Origin of the sequence: Exiguobacterium sp. s157 (assembly GCF_018618205.1) — a bacterium.
Classification (GTDB): Bacteria; Bacillota; Bacilli; order Exiguobacteriales; family Exiguobacteriaceae; genus Exiguobacterium; species Exiguobacterium chiriqhucha.
In genome coordinates this window covers 265,150-284,279 of the sequence record NZ_JACSLQ010000002.1, presented here as the reverse complement: position 1 = coordinate 284,279, position 19,130 = coordinate 265,150, and the positions used below count along the sequence as shown (strand labels likewise).

The following is a 19,130-nucleotide window of genomic DNA, read 5'->3' as shown; positions in this document are numbered from 1 at the left end:
GAGAAGCTCTTTTTAGCGTCCGACGAAGCCACCGTCGACGTGAAGATGTTGCCCATTGACCCAGGCCCCGTCCGACCCCATGAGGAACGCGATATAGCGGGCCGTGTCTTCGGATGTCCCGACACGTCCATGCGGGAACAGCGGTACGAGTTGTTGACGGAGCCCGTCATCAATCCAACCCGAATCGGTCGGGCCCGGGTCGAGCGCATTCACAGAGATTCCGTACTGCCCTGCCCCGTTAGCGAGCGCCGGCGTGATGGCGATTAACATGCCTTTCGTGGCGATATAAGCCAAGTTGGATGCATCTGCTCCCCCGGACACCATGAACAGGATGCGTCCGTCCGTATGCCCAGCCTGTTTGTATCGCTCGATGAAGGCGAACGTCAGACCGAGCGTCCCTTCATTGTTGACGAGATAATGCCGGCGAAGTGTCTCGGTCGTGAACGTATCGACGCTCACGTGCCGTTCATACGTCGCGTTGTTGATGAGACGGCTCGGAGTACCGAGCGCCGCTTCGACGCGGTTGAGTAGCCCTTCTGCGTCTCCAGACGCCAAATCATACGCTTCGTGTGCGACACGGGCCCCTGATGCCCGTAATTCGTCGACGAAGCCGTCGATGAAGTCCGGTTCCGCTCCGACGCCTTCCGTGCCGTCAAACGGGCTCCAATGCGTGAGATACAAGTCATGGCCTGACGTAGCGAGTTTTCGCGCGATGGCTGCCCCGATGCCTTGCGTCCGACTGACGCCGGTAATGAGTGTGAGTGGTCGTGTCATTTAATGATCCCCTTTAGTCCCTAATTTGGTGAGAAAATACGGTCCCCAGTCCGCTTCGTGCGGAATGACATACGTCCACGTGTAAGCCGGGTCGACGATATAGATGTCCGCATAGTCCATGGTTTCGACAATCAACTCTTTCCTGGCAAGTGGTTGTGCTTTCGTCAAGTCGAGTTCGAGCACATCGTTCGAGTGTTGAAAAAAGAGCATCGCTTTCCACTTCCCTGCCCGTTCGAACGCATGCTCAGCAGCCGTTCCGACGAGACAGCCGTCAGCCCCTGCCCCGATATCCTCCCATAGATAAGGGGAAAGCCGTGTCCGCTGTTCCGGTCGTATGAAGTGCGCCACCCATGTCTGACGCGCTTCCTCACCTCGGTCTTCAACCTCCGTGACCTCGACTCCTTTCGCCGTCAATCGCTCAATCAATGGATTCATCTGCAGCCCTCCCTCTCTTATTCTATCCATTTCCAGGAAATTCAGACAGTGTTGAACGCAAAAAAAGCACGACGCCTACTGACGTCGTGCCTTTAGATGATCTTACTTCAAACGATCCAAGTGCTCGAGCATGATGCCCGTGCCATGCGCGACGCTGAGCGTCGGCTCTTCGGCAATCATGACCGGCAATCCGACACGCTCGGCGACGAGCTGGTCGATCCCGTGGAGGAGCGAGCCGCCACCTGTCATGATGATGCCGCGGTCGATGATATCGGCCGCAAGTTCCGGAGGCGTCTGTTCGAGGACGCGCTTCGTTGCTTCGACGATCTCATTTGCCGATTCAGCCATCGCTTCACGGAGTTCTTCCGACGTGATGGTTACCGTACGCGGAAGCCCACGCACCATGTCACGACCTCGGATATCCATCGTCTCGTTACGTCCGCCTGGGAAGACCGTCGCAATCTCTTTCTTGATTTGCTCGGCCGTCCGCTCACCGATGACGAGCTTATGCTTGTCTTTGATGGCGCGGAGGATGTCCGTATCGAACCGATCCCCGGCGATTTTAATCGTTTCGCCGCAGACGATATCGCCCATCGAGAGGATGGCAACGTCTGTCGTCCCGCCACCGATGTCGACAATCATATGACCGACCGGCTTCCAGATGTCCATGCCTGAACCGACGGCTGCTGCCTTCGGTTCTACGGCGAGGAAGACTTCTTTCGCGCCGGCCTTCTCGGCCGCCTCACGGATCGCTTTCGCTTCAACCGGTGTCACGTTTGCCGGTGTACAGATGAGCATGCGGATGCCGCCAAAGAAACCGCGGACTTGGATCTTCTCGACGAAATGGCGAAGCATCTCTTCGGTTGTCGCGAAGTCAGCGATGACCCCATCACGGAGTGGACGGATGGCGACGATGTCACCTGGCGTACGTCCGACCATCTGATACGCTTCCGTTCCGACAGCGAGTACTTTCCCTGTCGAACGCTTGATGGCAACGACGGATGGCTCGTCGAGGACGATGCCTCGACCTTTGACGTGGATGACGACGTTTGCTGTTCCTAAATCAATCCCGATATCTTTTGAAAACATGGTGTGTAGGTTCCTCCGTTCGTTACTTCATTGAAAAGAGCGAGAAGAGTCTCTCCTCGCTCCTATGAGTCTATTAATTAGTTCTTGACCATTTCTTCGGCAACTTCGACGTTCCCTTGGATTCGCTCGATGTCAGCACCAAGCGCTTGCAATTTCTTGTGGAAGTCGACGTAGCCACGGTCGATGTGGTAGAGATCGCCAACGCGTGTCTCTTCGTCCGCGATGAGTCCCGCGAGGACGAGGGCTGCTCCGGCACGAAGGTCAGTCGAGACGACTTCAGCACCTTGGAGGCGAACGCCGCCTTTGATGATTGCCGAGCGTCCTTCGATTTTAATGTCTGCGTTCATGCGGCGGAATTCTTCGACGTGCATGAAGCGGTTCTCGAACACTGTTTCGGTGATGACCGATGTGCCGCCAGCTTTCAAGACGAGCGCCATCATTTGTGCTTGGATGTCAGTCGGGAAACCAGGGTGTGGCATCGTCTTCACGTCGACCGGCTTCAACACATCCGGTGCGATGACACGCATGCCTTCTGACGTATCCTCGAACTTGACGCCCATTTCTTCCATCTTCGAGATGAGTGGGCGAAGGTGCTCGCGCTCAGCGCCGATGACTTCGATGTCGCCACCTGTGATCGCTCCAGCAACGAGGAACGTACCGGCTTCGATGCGGTCAGGGATGATTGAATGCTCGGCACCATGGAGTTTCTCCACGCCTTCGATTCGAATCGTTTCTGTACCGGCACCGCGGACGTGTGCGCCCATACCGTTCAAGAAGTTGGCAAGGTCGACGATTTCAGGTTCTTTGGCGACGTTTTCGATGACCGTTGTTCCTTCAGCAAGGACTGCCGCCATCATGATGTTCTCTGTCGCGCCGACAGATGGGAAGTCCAAGTAGATCTTCGCACCTTTCAAGCGACCGTCGACCGAAGCTTCGACGAAACCGTTGCCGATGACCGTCTTCGCGCCCATTGCCTCGAAGCCTTTTAAGTGGAGGTCAATCGGACGTGACCCGATCGAGCAACCGCCTGGCATTGCGACACGCGCATGCCCAAGACGAGCAAGGAGAGGACCCATGACAAGGATCGAGGCACGCATCTTGCGGACGTACTCAAGCGGCGCCTCGTCTTTGATTGTGCCCGACGCATCGACAGTGACTTCGTTATTTGCTTCGTCAAACGCAACCTCTGCACCAAGGTGGCGAAGTACTTTGTTAATCGTGTACACATCAGCGAGGCGTGGCACGTTTTGAAGTACCGACTTTCCTTCGCTTGCTAAAAGAGTGGCAACCAATGTTTTGAGTACGGCGTTTTTAGCTCCTTCAACACGCACAGTACCTGACAATTTACGTCCTCCACGGACTACAATCAAATCCTTCATATCTCTCTTTGTCCTCCAACTTCGTTGTTTTTTTGTTTTATACGTCGATATCCTCTACCGGATGTGGTTATGTCGATTACTACGATGGTTTGTAACACGTGACGCTTCATCAGAGAGAAAAATAATAATAAAAGCACTCATAAAATTCTGATGAAAAATTCGTCATGTCAGACGAATTTATCCTACACGATAAACATATAAGAAACGTTACAGCAGGATTACAGTTTAGTAATCGTTTCCCTGCCTACTGTAATGGTGCGAGCGCCTGGGCCAATCGGATATACTCCAAAAAGAACTGGGCGATCAGTGAACCGAAGACGACGGCCACGAGGACACGCAAGACTGCTGCTTGCGGACTCCTCACTTGATTGAGCAGGCGGTCCCATTTGACCGGCATGAGTGCCCACCAAGCGACGTAGATCGCTACGACGTAAATGACGAGCGATAACACGGTGTTCAACATCGACGATTCCCCTCTTTTCAAAAATTCGTACCATTTTTAATCATAGCATGTCACGTCAGAGAAAAAAAGACTTAGCGTTTAAGTGAGTGGTGGAATGGGTTCATCCGATCAACTCGCTTTCTCTCCATAAACCGCATACAAAAAGGAACGTCAATCGGCGCATGGCCTTAGTACAGTAATTGACGTCCCTTCAACATTTCAAACATTATTCACTTCAGCATCATAAGTTTGGCTCCAACGGATGGCTTCGACGTAGTATCGAGACAAGTCCGGCATCGTCTCATCGACGTCGACCGTCAACCGCTCATAGGCGAGCACCGTATTGAGCAAACCGCGCAACTCGTTGTCTTCCCCGAGAAGCGCCGCTTTGACGACGGGTTCGACCGGAAGCTCCGAGACGAGCGTATGCATCGTCTCGTCCAAGATGACGTCAAGCGACGAGAAGATACCCGTGATGAACGCGTCGAACGCCGTCACGTGCGGCAGCGTCTCGGCCGCGATCAGTTCCATCATCTTGCCGCGGATGACACTCTGTTTAATCAATTCTTTCGATTCGGATGTCTGCAACTCACGCAACAACATCAAGTAGGACCAACGCCGCATCTCATCGAGCCCGATGCGCGCGACGGCCTGTTCAATCGATTGAATCGTGTGACGTCCCTTTTGATAAACCGTGTTGACCGAGCGTAACATTTTATACGACAAGTCGACGCTTCGTTCGATTTGGCTGGCGATGCGTCGGAAGTCCGGTTCCGGCTTATCGAGTTCCTTCAGCACTTCGACGAGCGTATGCCGGAGCGGATGGACCTCGGCACCGTGGACGACCGTCGGCCGACTGAAGAAGTAGCCTTGGAACATGTGATAGCCGAGCTTCTTGGCAATCTCATATTCGAACGGTGTCTCGATTTTCTCCGCTAGAAATTCGACGCGATGGCCGAGGGCGTCGATGAGCCGCTTCTGTTGGTCGATCGGTGTCGCCTGGTAGTCGATTTTGATGATATCGGCGAGTCCGATGAGTGGCCGATACTTCTCTTCGAACACGAAGTCGTCGAGGGCGATCGTATAGCCTTTCCGACGTAACGAACGTAACGCCGCCAAGACTTTCTCCGTCGGTTCGACATGCTCGAGCACCTCGACGACGAGCGTCTGCCGCGGCAATAAAGCCGGTACCTCGCTCTCAATCAAGTTTTGCGGAAAGTTAATGAACGCTCTCGTCCCTTCCGTCAACTCCCGAAAGTTGAAGACGAGATAGGCGTTATGAATCACGTCGGCGGTCGCAAGTGCGTCATCGACATGTTCAAATATATTTTTCTCGCTGCGGCGATATAACAGTTCATAGCCACAGACGCGTAATTTTTGATCAAAGATCGGTTGGCGCGCAACATAAACTTTCATCCCATTGTCTCCTTTACCGTAGTTCCCACCTATATTATCGGATAAGAGATGTCTGTCTTCCACTATTTGGGCGTAAAACTTTTGATGCTTTGGACCTATATATATAGAAGGAACGTGATTCATTCGGTCCATCCACAAAAAAATCTCCCCTGCGGCTGCAGGAGAGATGTCGGTTATTCTTTGATATCGCGAATGCTCAAACGGTTAATCGCTTTTTTGAGCGCGAGCTCCGCACGACGGAATTCGAGGTCCGAGAGCTTCGTGTCTTGAAGACGACGCTCGGCACGAACTTTCGCCGCAGAAGCGCGGTCGTAGTCGATTTTATCCGCCATTTCGGCTGTTTCAGCTAAGATCGTCACCGTGTCGGGACGAACTTCCATGAAACCGCCGCTGAGTGCGATCAGCGTGCGTCCACCATCTTCGTGGCGCAGTTTGAGAACTGAGATATCGAGCGGTGTCACCATCGGGATGTGTTTCGGTAAGATACCGAGTTCACCGGTCACCGATTTGGCGACGACCATCCGTGCCTCGCCCTCATAGGCTGCACCATCCGGGGTGACGACGTTGACGTGAAGAGTATTCATCGTCTAGTTTCCCCCTTCCGTGTAGGTCTTAGACCAACGTCTTCGCTTTTTCGATGACGTCTTCGATTGGACCAACGAGACGGAATGCATCTTCTGGAAGATCGTCGTGTTTACCATCGAGGATCTCTTTGAAGCCGCGAACTGTCTCTTTAACTGGTACGTACGAACCTTTTTGGCCTGTGAACTGCTCAGCCACGTGGAAGTTTTGTGACAAGAAGAACTGAATACGACGGGCACGGTGAACCGTGAGCTTATCGTCTTCAGACAACTCGTCCATACCGAGGATTGCAATGATATCTTGAAGCTCTTTGTAACGCTGAAGCGTCTGCTGGACGTTACGGGCTACTTCGTAGTGCTCTGGTCCGACGATGTCAGGCGAGAGGGCACGTGAAGTCGATGCGAGCGGGTCAACGGCTGGGTAGATCCCCATCTCCGAAAGACGACGCTCCAAGTTAGTCGTTGCATCAAGGTGAGCGAACGTTGTCGCTGGAGCCGGGTCAGTATAGTCATCGGCTGGTACGTATACGGCTTGAATCGATGTAACCGATCCTTTAGCTGTTGACGTGATCCGCTCTTGAAGCATACCCATTTCCGTCGCGAGTGTCGGTTGGTAACCTACGGCAGATGGCATCCGACCGAGAAGGGCCGATACTTCCGAACCTGCCTGTGTGAAACGGAAAATGTTATCGACGAAGAGAAGAACGTCTTGTCCTTGCTCATCGCGGAAGTATTCTGCCATTGTAAGACCCGTCAAGGCTACGCGAAGACGCGCGCCCGGCGGCTCGTTCATCTGACCGAAGACCATCGCCGTTTGCTTGATAACGCCTGAGTCCGTCATCTCGTGGAACAAGTCATTTCCTTCACGCGTACGCTCACCGACTCCTGCAAATACAGAAATCCCGCTGTGCTCTTGCGCGATGTTGTTGATGAGTTCCTGAATGAGAACGGTTTTACCTACACCGGCACCACCGAAGAGGCCGATTTTACCACCTTTGATGTATGGTGCGAGAAGGTCGACGACTTTGATTCCTGTTTCCAAGATCTCAACTTTTGTCGACAACTCATCGAACGTCGGTGCGAGACGGTGGATCGGTGACCGACGGACAGTCGGTGATACTTCTTTATCGTCAATCGGGTTACCAAGTACGTTGAAGACACGACCGAGCGTCTCTTCTCCGACCGGTACTGAAATCGGTGAACCTAAGTCAAGTACTTCCATGCCGCGGCGAACGCCGTCCGTTGAGTCCATCGCAATCGTACGGACCGTGTCATCCCCAAGGTGAATCGCCACCTCGAGCGTCAAGTCGACACTGACATCTTGCGCCGATTCAGCCACATGCGTGACTTTGAGGGCGTTGTAGATGTTCGGTAAGTGGTTGTCGAACTTAACGTCGATAACTGGGCCCATGACTGCGACTACGCGGCCTTTCATGCCGTATTCGTTCATCGTGTTAGCCTCCTACAATCTAGAGGGCGTGCGCTTATTCAAGCGCAGCCGCACCTCCGACAATCTCTGTGATTTCTTGTGTGATCGCCGCTTGACGCGCGCGGTTGAACTTGAGCTTGAGTCCACGGATAAGTTCATCCGCGTTGTCCGTCGCGTTCGACATCGCCGTCATCCGAGCCGCGTGCTCCGATACTTTCGCATCGAGGAGCGCGCCGTAGATGAGTCCTTCCGCGTAACGCGGAAGAAGCGCTGCTAAGATCGTTTCTTCTTCTGGTTCGTATTCATACATCACATTAGATGCGGTCTGTTCGATATTCCCAAGCGGAAGCAATCGATCGATCTTCACTTCTTGGCTGATGACAGAGATGAATGAGTTGTAGCAAAGCTTCAATTCATCGATCTCGCCTTCACTGAACGCGCCGACCGTCTGTTTGACGATCTCTGCGACTTCAACGAATGATGGCTGGTCGTTGAGTCCTGTCATGGCACTGTACACCGGAATGTTACGGGCCTTGAAGAACTGAACGCCGACCTTCCCGATCACGTACAGACGGTATTCGTCTGTTGAACCGTGTTTGGCTTTCAACTCGCGATACACGTCACGAAGGACGCTGGCGTTGTATCCACCAGCAAGTCCGCGGTCTGACGTGATGACGATATAGCCGGTCCGTTTAACGGGACGGACTTGAAGCATCGGGTGTGTTGCGCCTGAAGTACCGCCGGCAATCGACGAGATGACTTCCTGCAACTTGGTCATGTACGGCTTGAAGTTGGCGTTGCTCCCTTGAGCGCGGTTCAATTTCGAGGCCGACACCATGTTCATCGCTTTCGTGATTTGCTTCGTGCTTTGGGTCGAGGTGATCCGCATCTGGATCTCACGTAATGATGCCATTTCGATTCACCACCTTAATAGACGCTCGTCACCGGATTAAACCGATGGCGAGAACGTCTTTTTGAATTCCGTAAGTGCATCGACCATCGCCTCGTCAGCAGGAAGGTTTCCTGTTTGACGGATTTCACGGCAGAGGTCCGCACGGTTTTGGTCGAGCCATGCGTTCATTTCTTTTTCGAAACGACGGATGTCTTCGACTGGGACGTCATCGAGATGACCTTTCGTGAGAGCGTAGATGATGATTACTTGCTTGTCGACCGAAAGCGGTGCGTTCAAGTCTTGTTTCAAGACTTCAACAGTCCGTTGTCCACGGTTGAGCTTCGCTTGTGTCGCTTTGTCGAGGTCCGACCCGAACTGGGCGAACGCTTCGAGCTCACGGTATGACGCGAGGTCAAGACGGAGCGTACCCGCAACTTTCTTCATCGCTTTCACTTGAGCCGAACCACCAACACGCGATACCGAGAGACCGGCGTTGATCGCAGGACGTACCCCTGAGAAGAAGAGGTCCGACTGAAGGAAGATTTGACCGTCTGTGATCGAGATTACGTTCGTCGGGATGTAAGCCGAGATATCCGACGCTTGTGTCTCGATGAACGGAAGTGCTGTCAATGAACCGCCGCCGAGTTCGTCGTTCAACTTCGCCGCACGCTCAAGAAGGCGTGAGTGGAGGTAGAAGACATCCCCTGGGTAGGCTTCGCGGCCTGGAGGACGACGGAGAAGAAGCGAGAGCTCACGATAAGCTGCCGCTTGTTTCGAGAGGTCATCATACACGACGAGGACGTGTTGTCCGCGGTCCATGAAGTACTCACCCATCGATACCCCAGCGAATGGTGCGAGGTAAAGAAGTGGGGCTGGCTGTGAAGCCGATGCCGAAACAACGATCGTGTAATCGAGGGCGCCGTTTTGACGGAGCGTCTCAACTACGCCACGGACAGTCGATTCTTTCTGACCGATTGCGACGTAGATACAGACCATGTTTTCTTCTTTTTGGTTGATGATCGCGTCGATTGCGATCGAAGTCTTACCAGTTTGACGGTCACCGATGATGAGCTCACGCTGACCGCGACCGATTGGTACGAGGGCGTCAATCGCCTTAATCCCAGTTTGGAGCGGTTCGTGAACTGACTTACGGGCCATAACGCCGTAAGCTTTACGCTCGATCGGGTTGTATGTGTCCGTCACGATCGGTCCGAGACCGTCGATTGGTTGTCCGAGCGGGTTGACGACGCGTCCGAGGAGCGCTTCACCGACTGGAACTTCCATGATGCGGCCCGTACGTTTTACCGAGTCGCCTTCTTTGATGCCTTTGTAGTCGCCAAGGATGATAATCCCGACGTTACCTTCTTCTAAGTTTTGCGCCAAGCCCATTACGCCGTTAGAGAACTCTACGAGTTCCCCCGCCATAACGTTATCGAGTCCGTATGCACGAGCGATACCGTCACCTACTTGAATGACTGTACCTGTCTCACTGACTTCGATTTCAGAACCGTACGAAGCGATCCGCTCTTTTAGCAGGGCGCTGATTTCTTCAGCTTTGATCGTCATTGAATTCACCCCTATTTCTTACGCATTCAACAATTCACGCTCGAGGCGTGTTAGTTTGTTTTCGATTGTGTCATCATACGTCGTGTAGCCGATCTGGACACGAAGTCCACCGATGACGTCTTCATCGACGACGTTCTTCAATTGAAGCGTCTTGTTCATCTTCTGACCGAAGACGAGTTCGACTTCTTTCAACTCTGTTGCCGACAACGGGTAAGCACTCGTGACGAACCCTTCGGCGATGCCACGGTAGTCGTTGATGTAATCAAGGACGTAGCGCGACAAGCCGCGAACCTCGCTCGCACGGTCGTTTTCGACCATGACGAGAAGTGTGTTGAGCACGATATCTGTCATGTCACCAAAGCTATGTGTTAAAAGCTGTGCAAGCTCGCTGTCACTGATCGCCGGATTCGTTAAGAGATCCGTGAGTTCAGGAGTCGCGTGGAGCACTTCATCGAGCAGACGCACTTCCGCTTCGACTTGGTCGAGCGTGCCTTGTTCCCGCGCTAAGTCGAAGAGCGCTTTGGCATAGCGTTTTGCTAACGATGTGTTCATCAGTTAGCACCTTTCGCTTTAGACAGGAAGTCTGTAACGAGGGCACGTTGTTTCACTTCGTCGCCTTTGAGGTCTGACTGAAGGACGTGGCGTGCGGCCGAGAGCGCCTGTGTGACGACTTCGGTCTGGAGCGATTGCTTCGCGAGCTCACGCTCACGTTCGATCGCTTTACCCGCCTCGATCTTGATTTGTTCGGCTTCCAAACGCGCCTGCTCCACCAAGCGTGCTTGTTCCGCTTCTGCTTGACGACGGCTTGAATCAAGCATTTCTTTCGATTCTGTACGTGCGGCGCTGAGCGCGTCACGTTGTTCGACTACATATGTTTCCGCATCTTTGCGGCTCTTTTCGGCGAGCTCAATTTCGTTCGCTACATACTCTTCACGCTGTCTCATCATTCCAAGGAGTGGTCCCCAAGCAAATTTCTTCAACAGGGCCAAGAGTACGAGGAATGTGAAAAGTGTAAAGATCATATCCAGGATGCGGAGGCCTTCGCCGCCAGCACCAGCTGCAATCATCATCGTATCCATGCATACCCTCCTCTTGACTAAATAAGTGAGGGAGACACGCTCCCTCTTACGTTGTTCTCGTTAACTCGTAATCAAGAGTTGAGGAGAAGGAAACCGACAGCCACACCGATGATCGGGAGGGCTTCAACCAAACCGATACCGATGAACATTGTTTGACGAAGTTCGTTTTTGAGTTCTGGCTGACGTGCTTGTCCTTGTACTGTTCCGTATACGATGAGACCGTTACCGATACCAGCCGCGAGTGCTCCAAGACCGATAACGAGTGCTGTTGCGAGAAGATTCATTTGTTCCATTGTGTATATTCCTCCTAAAAGTTAAGTAAATAGTTTTTTTGTTCAACGCTTTGGCGAGACCTGCCCGAATTAATGCTCGGCAGAAGCTTTATGCCCGATGTACACCATTGCAAGCGTCAGGAAAATGTAGGATTGGATAACCCCGATAAAGATTGAGAAGCCTTGCCATAAAATCATTGGGAGAACTGCGAACACAGCACCGAGCGGGTTAAGTGCCCCTTCTGCGGTAATTGCGAGTCCCAAGATGATGGTAATCATGATTTCACCGGCAAAGATGTTACCGTAAAGACGCAGACCGAGCGTCAAGGTGTTCGCGAACTCCTCGATGAGCTTGATCGGCAATAAGAACCAGACCGGCTTCACGAATTCCGCCGAGTAGTGCTTCAAACCGTGTAGCTTCACGCCGTAATAGTGCGACATTGCAACGACGAGTGTCGACAATGCCAACGTGACGTAAGGATCGGCCGTCGGTGAGTTGAACCATACATTGTGACCAGAAATGACGTTAAACTCTAGACCCATCAAGTTCGAGAAGAGAATGAACAAAATCAACGTCATCCCGAACGAGATAAAGCGGCCACCTGTCTTCCAGTCCATCGCACTCGAGATGACCCCGCGTACGAATTCTGCAAAGAATTCCATGAAGTTCTGCTTACCGGTCGGCTTCATAGCCAAGCGTCGCGTTCCCCAAACGGCAAACGTAAATACGAGTAGTGATGCGATCAGCACCGTAATGACGTTCGTCCAGCTCCCATATAACGTATAATCTCCGAGTTGTAGAGAATATTTGGGATACTCATGACCCATTAGTATTCACCTCTTTTCCTGCTGAGCTGGGCAAGTGTGAACTCGCCAAATTGTATGATGTGGCCGGCGATTAGACCAGTTACCACCGCAATCAGCGATACTCGATCCTCATAAAAGAGGCCGACTATCACGGCTAGTGCACCGACTGCCATTCTTGAAACAGTCCCGTGCGACTTTGGGCGTCGTCCATGTTCGATGACGTCATACATGCGAATGACGCTTCGATTCTGCATATGTAGAATAATGAGACTGGCGACCCCACCTAGGAACAAGCCGAGAAATACCGGTTTGTACATAGGGACGATGAATGCACCGATGAGGAGAATGGCGAACCATCTACTAAACCACTTCGTATAGCGTTTCATCAACTGCTTCTGTACTTTTCTGTCAGCTTGCACTTGTTGTAGTTCCGTTTGTTCTAGCTTCATTCGTCCTCTCCTGTCAGTAAACTTCGAAGGGTGAGAACAAGCGCCGTGATTCCGAGAGCCATACCCAGAAACACCGACACATTCCAACCAAACGTGCCCCAAAATTCACGTCTCGCCCCGTATTGGCCAACGAGATAACCGATGACGATCGGTCCAGCGAGCGCGGTCGAAATTTGAGAGGCGAGCGAGGCGTAGGATAGGTAACGATTGTCTTTTTTCGTCATCCAAATCCCCCTTTCGAGCTGCCATGCTTTCCATCTTCTTGATCGAATTCACACTCGCGTGACCATCAAAAGTCACACAAGTTCAGAGTAATGGAAATGGCATAAGAAGTCAATGAATTTCACAATTATAAAAGCGCTTTAAATCAAGGTGTATCAAGGCTTTTACGCAGTTCACAAACTAAATTAAAATCGCTAAATTTTAAAAAAGTATGAAGAAACGGTGAAATAAAAATGTTGACTTTATAACATTTCACATTGCGAATCAGATGAAGAATAGTTCAGTTATACCTCCACGTTTTGGAAAACACAATGACAAACGGCTTACGTTCACAAAAGGTTTTGAAACGAACGTTGACCCGATTTTGAAATCGTTTTCATCGTCCTGTATCAGTATACCGATTATCTTTTTGTCGTGTCGAGGGGTTCTGACGAATTTGTAGTGATGAATCTCACAGGACGATTTTAGCCGTCCATGCGACTGGAAATCCCTTCCCATCAAGCCGAAGTGGGTGGACAATCCCAGTTCGAATGGCTACGATTACGATGTAAGCGCTATCTAAAAATGTGTCGATTTTGTGACTTTCGAAACCGACGCCCGCATCGTGAGTATTTTGATGCGTGTGAGGAGGAACTACCATGGACTGGATGAATCAATTACGCGAGGAAATCGGTGACGATGTCGTCTTCACGGACCCGACGACCCGACTCGCCTATTCGTTTGATGCGACACCGAACTATCAAGCGATGCCCGATGCCATCGTCGCCCCTCGTTCGACCGAACATGTACAGGCCGTACTGCGATTGTGCCATGCACACCGCATCCCGATCGTCCCGCGTGGGTCGGCGACGAACCTTGCCGGCGGGACGACGCCACTCTCGGGCGGAGTCGTCATGGACTTCCGGCATATGGACCGCATCCTCGAGATTGATGAGAAGAATTTGACGGTGACGGTCGAGCCCGGTTGTATCACCGCCCACTTGGCCCAAGCCGTCGAGGCGAGAGGACTGTTCTATCCGCCCGATCCGAGCTCGATGAAGATCTCGACGATCGGCGGCAACATTAGCGAGAATTCCGGGGGCTTGCGCGGTCTAAAGTACGGAGTGACCGCCGACTACGTACTCGCCCTCGAAGCGGTGCTCCCGAACGGCGAGCTTCTCAAAACGGGTGGGAAACTCGCGAAAGACGTCGCCGGCTACGACTTGACGCGCCTCCTCGTCGGATCTGAAGGGACGCTCGCCGTCATCACAAAGGCGACACTCAAACTCATCCCGCTCCCCGAGACGAAGCGGACGATGCTCGCCCATTTCAGCAACTTGGACAGCGCGGCCCGAACGGTGAGCCGCATCATCGAGAACCGCGTCATCCCGGCGACCCTCGAGTTCATGGACAAGAAGACGATTGAGGTCGTCGAGGCGTATGCGAACATCGGATTGCCGACCGACGTCGGCGCTCTCCTTCTATTAGAACAGGACGGTCCATGTGACGTCGTCCGACAAGATATCGAGTCGATGCACGCCGTCTGCCGAGCTGAAGGCGCCTTAGCGGTCGAAGTGGCCCGTGACGAGGCGCACGCCGAGACGTTGCGTTACGCCCGACGGATCGCCTTGTCCGCCCTCGCCCGGCTCAGTCCGACGACGATTTTAGAGGATGCGACCGTACCGCGGAGCGAGATTGCCGAGATGGTCCGACGCATCGAAGCGATCGGACGGGCGTATGACATTCAAATCGCCACGTTCGGCCATGCCGGGGACGGCAACTTGCATCCGACGGTCGCGACCGATGCCCGGGACCATGAAGAGATGGAACGCGTCGAAGCGGCGTTCGCTGATATCTTTGCTGCCGCGCTCGACCTTGGCGGGACGATCACCGGTGAGCACGGGGTCGGGGCGATGAAAGCCCCGTATCTCGAATGGAAGCTCGGACCGGCCGGGATTGACGTCATGAAAGGCATCAAGCTCGCCTTCGACCCGCACGGCATCATGAACCCACAGAAGATGTTCGCCAAAGCGGCGAAGAAACGGATCGTCCAAGGAGGCACAGCATGAAGCAGACGCCCGAACTCGCCACCCGTATGACCGACAAGCTCGACTATGAAGAGATGCTCGGCTGCATGCGCTGCGGCTTCTGTCTCCCGACGTGCCCGACGTATATCCGCTCGAAAGACGAGACGGCCTCCCCGCGCGGCCGCATCGCCATCATGAAAGGCGTCGTCGACGGCTTGATCGAACCCGACGCCGGCGTCGAGAAGACGCTCGACGAGTGTCTCGGTTGCCTCGCCTGTGAACCGGCATGCCCGGCCGGGGTGCGCTATAGCGTCCTGCTCGAGGACGCGCGGGCCGCCATCACCGAGCACAAACGGGCGACGGGCCAAATGGACGTCCGAGAGCGCGTCATCCGCAAGGTCGTGTTCGACGGCTTGTTCATGAACAAGGCGAACATGGAGACGGCGACAGGCTTCCTTCGTTTTTATCAACAGTCCGGTGTGCAGACGCTCACGCGGAAACTGCACATCCTCGACTGGTTCCCGGACCAGCTCCAAAAGATGGAGGCGATTTTGCCACCGGTCCCACCGAAGACGGAACGACGTCGTCGTCCGGAACGGCTGAAGGCGGCGGGTCAACCGACGGCCCGGATCGCCTTCTTCAGCGGATGTCTGATGGACACGATGTTCTACGAGACGAACGCAAATACGATGAAGTTGCTCCAGGCAGCGGGCTGTGACATCGTCATCCCCGACACCCAACAATGTTGCGGTGCCCTGCACGGACACGCCGGCGAACAAGCCGGGGCCGTCCGACTCGCGAAACAAAACATCGAGGCGTTCGAAGCACTCGACGTCGATTACGTCATCACGAACGCGGGCGGGTGCGGGGCGTTCCTGCTCGGTTACGACCATCTGTTGAAACAAGATTCCGCCTGGCTCGCGCGCGCCGAGCGTTTCAAGGCGAAAGTGAAAGACTTCGCCTCGATTTTGATTGAGGTCGGCTTCCTCGACCGGGTCACACTCACGTTGCCGAAGCAAGTCATCACGTATCAAGACTCGTGCCATCTCCGAAACGTGCAACAAGGCGCGCTCGCCCCGCGACTTTTACTCCAAGCGATTCAAGGGACGACGTACGTCGAACAGCGCCACGCCGATCACTGTTGCGGCTCGGCTGGCGTGTACAACTTACTCCAACCTATCATCGCGAACGACATCCTCGAGATGAAGATGGGCCACGTCCGGGACACGGCCGCCCAGACGATTGTGACCTCGAACCCGGGCTGTCATCTGCAAATGCAACTCGGCATCCAAGAACACGGGACCGACTCGATGCGGGCCGTCCATTTAGCCGATTTATTGGCGGAGGCGTTACCGAATACGTAAAGGAGAAGAGCCCACGCTCTCCTCTTTTTTTGTCGTCCCATACATTCCCCTTCTCTGATTCACACATACTTCACAATTCCGATGATTTCACATGAAATTAAAGCTTACACACTTTTCACATGGGGTATAATAAAATATAGACGGTTCTACCAGTCTGTCGAAATGTGTAAACAGAGAAAGGGGTTTTCAAATGGAAGAGAGGCAGTGGCATACGCTATCGATTCACGAGACCGAGGACCTTCTCGATACCGATATCGATCAAGGGTTACGTGAGGAGACAGCGAAAGAACGAATCGAACAACACGGGAAGAACGTCCTTCCCGAGCCAAAGAAAGACCCGAAGTGGCTGAAATTCGTACGACAGTTCAATGACGTCCTCATTTACGTCCTGTTGGCCGCCGCCGTGATTAAGGTCGTACTCGGCTATTGGTACGACTCGATCGTCATCGCTCTCGTCGTCCTCATCATCGGGATTATCGGTTACCTGCAAGAGAACAAGGCTGAGCAGGCACTCGAAGGGATTAAGAACATGTTGTCCCCGTCCGCCCTTGTCCGTCGTGACAGCAAGCGCAAGGAGATCGAGGCCGAGTACCTCGTCCCAGGTGACATCGTTTATTTGAAACCGGGTGACAAAATCCCGGCCGACCTTCGCCTCATCACAGTGGAGAACATGAAAGTCGAGGAGTCGGCCTTGACCGGTGAAGCGATCACCGTCGACAAGACGCTCGACCCGCTCGAAGAGAAAATCGGTCTCGGCGACCGGACGAACTTGGCGTTCTCCGGGACGTCGGTCGCTGCCGGTACAGGTAGCGGAATCGTCATCGCGACCGGTTCAAAGACCGAACTCGGTAAAATCAACGCGTCCATCGCCGAAGTCGAGAAAGTGCAAACACCGCTCATCCAGCAGACGCAACGCTTCGGGAAGACCATTGCGAGCGTCATCGCCGGTGTCGCCGTGTTCACCTTCATCTTCGGCTACTTCTTGCGTGATTATGAGACGACTGAGCTGTTGCTCGCGGTCATCGGTCTCTCCGTCGCCGTCATTCCGGAAGGACTACCGGCGATCATTTCCATCATTCTCGCCCTCGGCGTCCGCCAGATGGCAGACAATAAGGCGATCGTCAAAAACTTGCCGTCCGTCGAGACGCTCGGTGCCGTCTCCGTCATCTGTTCGGATAAGACCGGGACGTTGACGAAAAACGAGATGACCGCTCAAAATATCCAACTCGCTGACCGCACGCTCCGTGTGACCGGTTCGGGGTACGCGCCGGAAGGTCGCATTGAATTTGAAAACGACGTCTACTCGAACAAGCAAGACGAGATTCTCAACGAGATTCTCCTTGCCGGTGTGACGTGTAACGATTCAGACTTGTTCTTCGACGAAGAGTCGAAGCAATGGATGATCACGGGCGACCCGACGGAAGGTTGCTTGCTCACGCTCGGAGAGAAAGCAGAAGAGTCGATTCGACCGCTCCGCGTCATCTCGAAGATCCCGTTCGACTCGGCGCATAAATATATGGCGACACTCTCGCCACGTGACGAAGCGCACGTCATGTACTTGAAAGGTGCACCGGACCGCTTGTTCTCGATGGCCGAGGCGAGTGACTCGAACTTCCCGACAGAGATGTGGGAAGAGAAGATGACCGACCTCGCTAAAAAAGGGCAACGTGTCATCGGTGTCGCCAAACGCACGTTCAACACATCAAAAGAGAAGATTGACCATGACGACTTATATGAAGGAATCGAATTCCTCGGGCTCATCGGCATCATGGACCCACCGCGTCCCGAGGCGATTGAAGCGGTCAACGAATGTCAGTCTGCCGGTATCCAAGTGAAGATGATTACCGGCGACCATAAAGACACAGCCATTGCCATCGGGAACGAACTCGGTATCCCGACTGAGGCCGGCGCCCTTCAAGGGACGGAGATTGATGACTTAACGGACGAGGAACTCGTCGAAGTCGTCGGTCAATACAATATCTTCGCCCGGACGAGCCCCGAGAACAAGACGCGTCTCGTCAAGGCGCTCCAGACGCAAGACCATATCGTCGCCATGACCGGTGACGGTGTCAACGACGCCCCTGCCCTCCGCCGCGCCGACATCGGTGTTGCCATGGGAATCAAAGGGACAGAAGTATCGAAAGAAGCGGCCGAGATGGTGCTTGTCGACGATAACTTCAACACGATCTTCAAAGCCGTCAAAGAAGGTCGACGTGTATACGACAACTTGAAGAAGACGATTCTCTTCATCTTGCCGACGAACGGAGCGCAAGGATTATTACTCCTCATGAGTATCTTCCTCGGGACGCAGCTCCCGCTCACGGCGCTTCAAATCTTATGGGTGAACATGGTCGTCGCCATCACCTTGTCCTTTGCGATCGCCTTCGAGCCGCTCGAGCCGTCGACGATGCAGCGGGCTCCACGACCGAAGAAGACACCGCTATTGAGCGGTTACTATATCTTCCGCATCTTGCTCGTCTCACTCCTGATCAGTGGCGGGACACTCATGTACAACCTATATATGAACACGGGTGATTATAGTGTGGAATATATCCACACGATGACGCTCAACACGATCGTCTTCGCCCAGCTCTTCCACTTGTTCAACGTCCGTGTCGAGCTCGAACCAGCGCTCAGCCGTTCGTTCTTCGAGAACCCGATTGCGTTCTACGTCTCCGGGGTGCTCATCGCGTTGCAGCTATTCATCACGTACGTGCCGTTCATGAACACGGCATTCGGAACGATGCCAATCGCTGCGACCGATTGGTTGATTCCGATCGCGCTCGGGATTATCGTCTTCTTCATCATCGAACTCGAGAAGCTGATTTCACGCAACCTCATCAGACGCAACCAATCCTAAATGACTCCAATAAAAGGAGCGATGCCTACGGGCGTCGCTCCTTTTATTCGTGTGGCTCATATATGAGA

19 protein-coding genes are annotated in these 19,130 nt (G+C 53.5%); 3 read left to right on the top strand and 16 right to left on the bottom strand.

Annotation, left to right across the window (positions count from 1 at the left end; genetic code table 11):
• Positions 1-12: 12 nt before the first annotated feature.
• The 16 genes from KNP67_RS05295 to KNP67_RS05220 all read right to left on the bottom strand — a co-directional run bounded on the left by KNP67_RS05295 (position 13) and on the right by KNP67_RS05220 (position 12,834).
• Positions 13-774: an SDR family oxidoreductase gene (locus KNP67_RS05295; protein ID WP_214756109.1), complete on the bottom strand. Its 762-nt coding sequence runs from the start codon at positions 772-774 to the stop codon at positions 13-15.
• Entirely contained in the window at positions 775-1,209 is a 435-nt protein-coding gene (locus tag KNP67_RS05290) for a DUF4275 family protein (protein ID WP_051627671.1), read from the bottom strand.
• 102 nt (positions 1,210-1,311) lie between these two features.
• The gene (gene mreB / locus KNP67_RS05285; RefSeq protein WP_021066145.1) at positions 1,312-2,298 is read right to left on the bottom strand and encodes a rod shape-determining protein; all 987 of its coding nucleotides are present in this window, start codon (positions 2,296-2,298) and stop codon (positions 1,312-1,314) included.
• Between the two features lie 77 nt (positions 2,299-2,375).
• Positions 2,376-3,677: a UDP-N-acetylglucosamine 1-carboxyvinyltransferase gene (murA, locus tag KNP67_RS05280; RefSeq protein WP_029594691.1), complete on the bottom strand. Its 1,302-nt coding sequence runs from the start codon at positions 3,675-3,677 to the stop codon at positions 2,376-2,378.
• Positions 3,678-3,921: 244 nt separating this feature from the next.
• Complete coding sequence (locus KNP67_RS05275) at positions 3,922-4,140, bottom strand: DUF1146 family protein (RefSeq protein ID WP_021066143.1); 219 nt, start codon at positions 4,138-4,140, stop codon at positions 3,922-3,924.
• 198 nt (positions 4,141-4,338) lie between these two features.
• Positions 4,339-5,535, bottom strand: a complete 1,197-nt coding sequence (locus KNP67_RS05270; RefSeq protein ID WP_029594690.1) for an EAL and HDOD domain-containing protein — start codon at positions 5,533-5,535, stop codon at positions 4,339-4,341.
• A 173-nt stretch (positions 5,536-5,708) separates the two neighbouring features.
• Positions 5,709-6,119 carry a F0F1 ATP synthase subunit epsilon gene (locus KNP67_RS05265; protein WP_021066141.1) on the bottom strand — a complete coding sequence of 137 codons (411 nt, stop codon included), beginning with the start codon at positions 6,117-6,119 and terminating at the stop codon, positions 5,709-5,711.
• A 28-nt stretch (positions 6,120-6,147) separates the two neighbouring features.
• Positions 6,148-7,566 carry a F0F1 ATP synthase subunit beta gene (gene atpD, locus KNP67_RS05260; protein ID WP_021066140.1) on the bottom strand — a complete coding sequence of 473 codons (1,419 nt, stop codon included), beginning with the start codon at positions 7,564-7,566 and terminating at the stop codon, positions 6,148-6,150.
• Positions 7,567-7,600: 34 nt separating this feature from the next.
• The gene (atpG, locus tag KNP67_RS05255) at positions 7,601-8,458 is read right to left on the bottom strand and encodes an ATP synthase F1 subunit gamma (protein WP_021066139.1); all 858 of its coding nucleotides are present in this window, start codon (positions 8,456-8,458) and stop codon (positions 7,601-7,603) included.
• 36 nt (positions 8,459-8,494) lie between these two features.
• Positions 8,495-10,003: a F0F1 ATP synthase subunit alpha gene (atpA, locus tag KNP67_RS05250; RefSeq protein WP_029594689.1), complete on the bottom strand. Its 1,509-nt coding sequence runs from the start codon at positions 10,001-10,003 to the stop codon at positions 8,495-8,497.
• An 18-nt stretch (positions 10,004-10,021) separates the two neighbouring features.
• Entirely contained in the window at positions 10,022-10,555 is a 534-nt protein-coding gene (locus KNP67_RS05245) for a F0F1 ATP synthase subunit delta (protein ID WP_021066137.1), read from the bottom strand.
• Complete coding sequence (gene atpF, locus KNP67_RS05240; protein ID WP_021066136.1) at positions 10,555-11,082, bottom strand: F0F1 ATP synthase subunit B; 528 nt, start codon at positions 11,080-11,082, stop codon at positions 10,555-10,557. Before atpF ends, KNP67_RS05245 begins: the two co-directional genes overlap by 1 nt.
• Positions 11,083-11,153: 71 nt before the next feature.
• The gene (gene atpE / locus KNP67_RS05235) at positions 11,154-11,366 is read right to left on the bottom strand and encodes a F0F1 ATP synthase subunit C (protein ID WP_024370837.1); all 213 of its coding nucleotides are present in this window, start codon (positions 11,364-11,366) and stop codon (positions 11,154-11,156) included.
• 78 nt (positions 11,367-11,444) lie between these two features.
• On the bottom strand, positions 11,445-12,182 hold the full coding sequence (gene atpB / locus KNP67_RS05230; RefSeq protein WP_131471427.1) for a F0F1 ATP synthase subunit A: 738 nt from the start codon (positions 12,180-12,182) through the stop codon (positions 11,445-11,447).
• Complete coding sequence (locus KNP67_RS05225) at positions 12,182-12,610, bottom strand: ATP synthase subunit I (RefSeq protein ID WP_214756107.1); 429 nt, start codon at positions 12,608-12,610, stop codon at positions 12,182-12,184. Before KNP67_RS05225 ends, atpB begins: the two co-directional genes overlap by 1 nt.
• Complete coding sequence (locus tag KNP67_RS05220) at positions 12,607-12,834, bottom strand: hypothetical protein (RefSeq protein WP_021066132.1); 228 nt, start codon at positions 12,832-12,834, stop codon at positions 12,607-12,609. Before KNP67_RS05220 ends, KNP67_RS05225 begins: the two co-directional genes overlap by 4 nt.
• Before the next feature lie 645 nt (positions 12,835-13,479).
• Between KNP67_RS05220 and KNP67_RS05215 the strand changes: the two genes are divergently transcribed.
• The 3 genes from KNP67_RS05215 to KNP67_RS05205 all read left to right on the top strand — a co-directional run bounded on the left by KNP67_RS05215 (position 13,480) and on the right by KNP67_RS05205 (position 19,062).
• Positions 13,480-14,880 carry an FAD-binding oxidoreductase gene (locus KNP67_RS05215; RefSeq protein ID WP_242678960.1) on the top strand — a complete coding sequence of 467 codons (1,401 nt, stop codon included), beginning with the start codon at positions 13,480-13,482 and terminating at the stop codon, positions 14,878-14,880.
• The gene (locus KNP67_RS05210; RefSeq protein ID WP_251130787.1) at positions 14,877-16,202 is read left to right on the top strand and encodes a (Fe-S)-binding protein; all 1,326 of its coding nucleotides are present in this window, start codon (positions 14,877-14,879) and stop codon (positions 16,200-16,202) included. Before KNP67_RS05215 ends, KNP67_RS05210 begins: the two co-directional genes overlap by 4 nt.
• A gap of 190 nt (positions 16,203-16,392) precedes the next feature.
• A complete protein-coding gene (locus tag KNP67_RS05205) occupies positions 16,393-19,062 on the top strand; it encodes a cation-transporting P-type ATPase (protein ID WP_214756105.1) in 2,670 nt (889 codons plus the stop codon).
• Positions 19,063-19,130: the final 68 nt, after the last annotated feature.

Coding starts and splice junctions, on each gene's coding strand:
- KNP67_RS05295 (WP_214756109.1), bottom strand. CDS start 774: ATGACACGACCACTCACACTCATTACCGGCGTCAGTCGGACGCAAGGC.
- KNP67_RS05290 (WP_051627671.1), bottom strand. CDS start 1,209: ATGAATCCATTGATTGAGCGATTGACGGCGAAAGGAGTCGAGGTCACG.
- mreB (WP_021066145.1), bottom strand. CDS start 2,298: ATGTTTTCAAAAGATATCGGGATTGATTTAGGAACAGCAAACGTCGTC.
- murA (WP_029594691.1), bottom strand. CDS start 3,677: ATGAAGGATTTGATTGTAGTCCGTGGAGGACGTAAATTGTCAGGTACT.
- KNP67_RS05275 (WP_021066143.1), bottom strand. CDS start 4,140: ATGTTGAACACCGTGTTATCGCTCGTCATTTACGTCGTAGCGATCTAC.
- KNP67_RS05270 (WP_029594690.1), bottom strand. CDS start 5,535: ATGAAAGTTTATGTTGCGCGCCAACCGATCTTTGATCAAAAATTACGC.
- KNP67_RS05265 (WP_021066141.1), bottom strand. CDS start 6,119: ATGAATACTCTTCACGTCAACGTCGTCACCCCGGATGGTGCAGCCTAT.
- atpD (WP_021066140.1), bottom strand. CDS start 7,566: ATGAACGAATACGGCATGAAAGGCCGCGTAGTCGCAGTCATGGGCCCA.
- atpG (WP_021066139.1), bottom strand. CDS start 8,458: ATGGCATCATTACGTGAGATCCAGATGCGGATCACCTCGACCCAAAGC.
- atpA (WP_029594689.1), bottom strand. CDS start 10,003: ATGACGATCAAAGCTGAAGAAATCAGCGCCCTGCTAAAAGAGCGGATC.
- KNP67_RS05245 (WP_021066137.1), bottom strand. CDS start 10,555: ATGAACACATCGTTAGCAAAACGCTATGCCAAAGCGCTCTTCGACTTA.
- atpF (WP_021066136.1), bottom strand. CDS start 11,082: ATGGATACGATGATGATTGCAGCTGGTGCTGGCGGCGAAGGCCTCCGC.
- atpE (WP_024370837.1), bottom strand. CDS start 11,366: ATGAATCTTCTCGCAACAGCACTCGTTATCGGTCTTGGAGCACTCGCG.
- atpB (WP_131471427.1), bottom strand. CDS start 12,182: ATGGGTCATGAGTATCCCAAATATTCTCTACAACTCGGAGATTATACG.
- KNP67_RS05225 (WP_214756107.1), bottom strand. CDS start 12,610: ATGAAGCTAGAACAAACGGAACTACAACAAGTGCAAGCTGACAGAAAA.
- KNP67_RS05220 (WP_021066132.1), bottom strand. CDS start 12,834: ATGACGAAAAAAGACAATCGTTACCTATCCTACGCCTCGCTCGCCTCT.
- KNP67_RS05215 (WP_242678960.1), top strand. CDS start 13,480: ATGAATCAATTACGCGAGGAAATCGGTGACGATGTCGTCTTCACGGAC.
- KNP67_RS05210 (WP_251130787.1), top strand. CDS start 14,877: ATGAAGCAGACGCCCGAACTCGCCACCCGTATGACCGACAAGCTCGAC.
- KNP67_RS05205 (WP_214756105.1), top strand. CDS start 16,393: ATGGAAGAGAGGCAGTGGCATACGCTATCGATTCACGAGACCGAGGAC.